Below are 2538 nucleotides of genomic sequence, written 5' to 3'. Positions count from 1 at the left end.
GCCGTGTGGGCCGCCGGGTGGGGGGCGAACTCGGTTTTCTCCCTGGTCGGTGGGTACCGGTTCGTGGCCCAGGGGCTGTGTTACGAGCTGCCGCACATGTTCGCCCTGATCGCCGTGGCCACGGCGGCGGGGACGTTGCGGGTGGGGGAGGTCGTCGCGGCCCAGCGGGACGTCTGGTTCGTGGCGTGGATGCCGGTGGCGTTCGTGGTGTACCTGATCAGTACGGCTGCGATGGCTTTCCGGGCCCCGTTCGGAGCCCCGGTGGGCACGGACCTGGCCGGAGGCGCGGCCACGGAGCTGTCCGGCGTGGACCGTCTGCTGTTCCTGGGGGGGAGGTGGCTGCTGTTCGTGGTGGCCCTCGCCTTCTCCGTGCCGTTGTTCCTGGGCGGTGGACAGGGGCCGTTGCTGCCGCCGTGGCTGTGGAGCGTGGTCAAGACGGCCGGGGTGGTGACGTGTGTCGTCTGGCTGTCCCGTCGTTTCCCGACGGTGCGCGTGGACAGGTTCGTCGAGTTCTCCTGGACGGTGCTGCTGCCGGCGAGCCTGTTGCAGGTGCTGGTGGTGTCGGTGACGGTGCTGATCCGGTGAGGAGTAACGGTGCAGACGGTTCTTGCCTGGGGTTTCGGGGTGCTCGCCGTGGTGTGCGCCCTGCTGGTCTTCCGGCTGGACTCGATGGCCCGGGTGACCTTCGCCCTGCTGGCCTCGTTCCTGTTCGTCGCCTTCGAGGTGCTGCTGCTGGGGCTGAACTACCTCGGGGTGGTGCTCGTGCTGATGACGGTCATGGAAATGGTGATCATGGCCGTTTTCATGGTCATGTACATGATGAACCCGGCCGGACTGGTACCCATGGCCATGTACCACAACAGAGCGGGTGCACTGGCGGTGTCGGTCGGCACCTTCTGCGTGCTGGCGGCCGGGACCCTGCTCGTGGACTGGCCGGAACGGGTGGGACGCCCGGCTCCCGACCCCACCGCGGAGCTCGGTGCGGAACTGATGTCCTCCCAGATGCCGACGATGATGACTCTGGGCATGGTGCTGTTCGCCGCGATCCTCGCGACGGTGACCCTGTCCGTGCCCAGGGGGCGTTACGACCGTTTCGGGCGGAGCCCGCGCGGTCGTCCCACCGACCCGGTTCCGGGGGGCCTCGGCTCCACGACCGCGCGGCCGGGGGAGCGGCGATGACTCCGGAACCGTTTCTGCTCACCGCCTCCGCGTTGTTCGCGACGGGACTCTACGGGGCCCTGTCCCAGCAGTCGATCGTGATGCTGATGATGGGACTGGAGCTGATGATCGCCGGGGTCGTGCTCGCCGCGGCCGCGTTCCACCACCTCGTGAATCCGGAGGCCTCCGAGGGGCAGGTGCTCGTCCTGGTGACCGTCACCGCCATGGCTGTGGAGATGGCGGTGGGTTTCGCCGTGGTCACGGCCCTGTTCCGGGCCAGGGACGTGGACACCAGCGACCAGGCCACCGACCTGCGGGGGTAGCTGCTGATGGCCTTCCTGGTGTGGACGCTGGTCCTGCTCCCCGCCCTGTCCGGGGGTGTGCTGGCCTGTACGGGCACACGCGGTGCGGTGCCCGCCTTTCCCGTTGGGCTCGCCGTGGCCGCCGCGGATCTGGTGACGGCCGTGGCGGCCACGGTCGTGCGTCCGAGTTCCGAGGTGCCGCTGTTCCGGGGAATCGGGTTCGGGTTGGCCGTGGACGGTTCGGCGGGACTGTTGCTCGTCCCGGTCACCGCGGTGGTCCTCGGGGTGCTGTGGTTCTGCGCCACGGCGATCGGCCCGCGCGAGTCGGCGGCCAGGTTCACCGGGCTGATGCTGGTGTTCTCCGGGGCGATGCTGGGAACCGTCACCGCCTCCGGGCTGGTCTCCTTGCTCGTCTGCTGGGAGGTCATGGGGGCGACGAGCTGGGCACTGATCGGCTTCTGGTGGCGGCGGAACACCGCCGTGCGGGCCGCGAACACCGCGCTGCTCACCACCAGAGGCGCCGACCTCGGGATGTACGTGGCGGCCGGCTCCGCCCTGGCCGGGGGAGCGGGTTCGCTGGCCCTGGACGAGCTTCCGGAGCTCACGGCGCCCTGGTCCACCGTGGCAGCGGTCGGACTCGTGGTGGCCGCACTGGGAAAGTCGGCCCAACTGCCGTTCCACTTCTGGCTGTCCCGGGCGATGGAAGGTCCCAGCGGGGTTTCGGCGCTGTTGCACTCGGCGACCATGGTCGCGGCGGGCGGGTACCTGCTGCTGCGCGTGCATCCCCTGCTCGCCGAGGAGGACGGGGTGGCGGCGGCCACGGCCTGGATCGGGGCGCTCACCGCTCTGGTGCTGGGACTGGTGGCCGTGGCCCAGCGGGACCTCAAGCAGTTGTTGGCCGCCTCCACCTCGGCCCAGCTGGGCTTCGTCGTGCTCGCCGCGGGCACCGGCGGAGTGTTCGGCGGGACGGCGCATCTGGTGGCGCACGCGGCGACGAAGGCGGCACTGTTCCTCGTGGCCGGAGCCTGGCTGGTCGGGTTCGGCACCGAGAGGTTGGTGGAACTGCGGGGAGTGGGGC

At 70.3% G+C, this 2538-nt stretch carries 4 protein-coding genes; all 4 read left to right on the top strand.

All coding sequences use genetic code 11. The annotated features are described in order from the left end of the window. On the top strand, positions 1–585 hold a 585-nt coding region (locus tag CEP50_RS19670; protein ID WP_146134873.1), incomplete at its 5' end, for a complex I subunit 1 family protein. A gap of 9 nt (positions 586–594) precedes the next feature. After that, positions 595–1179: an NADH-quinone oxidoreductase subunit J gene (locus tag CEP50_RS19665; RefSeq protein WP_106115400.1), complete on the top strand. Its 585-nt coding sequence runs from the start codon at positions 595–597 to the stop codon at positions 1177–1179. Next, complete coding sequence (gene nuoK, locus CEP50_RS19660; RefSeq protein WP_106115399.1) at positions 1176–1481, top strand: NADH-quinone oxidoreductase subunit NuoK; 306 nt, start codon at positions 1176–1178, stop codon at positions 1479–1481. Before CEP50_RS19665 ends, nuoK begins: the two co-directional genes overlap by 4 nt. Positions 1482–1487: 6 nt before the next feature. Beyond that, the coding region (locus CEP50_RS19655) for a proton-conducting transporter transmembrane domain-containing protein (protein ID WP_308729390.1) at positions 1488–2538 on the top strand (1051 nt) is incomplete at its 3' end.

The sequence above is a fragment of the Actinopolyspora mortivallis genome, from assembly GCF_003001495.1.
In the GTDB taxonomy this organism is placed as follows: Bacteria; Actinomycetota; Actinomycetes; order Mycobacteriales; family Pseudonocardiaceae; genus Actinopolyspora; species Actinopolyspora mortivallis_A.
The sequence above is the reverse complement of the archived record's forward strand: the minus strand, read 5'-3'. Positions and strand labels throughout refer to the sequence as shown.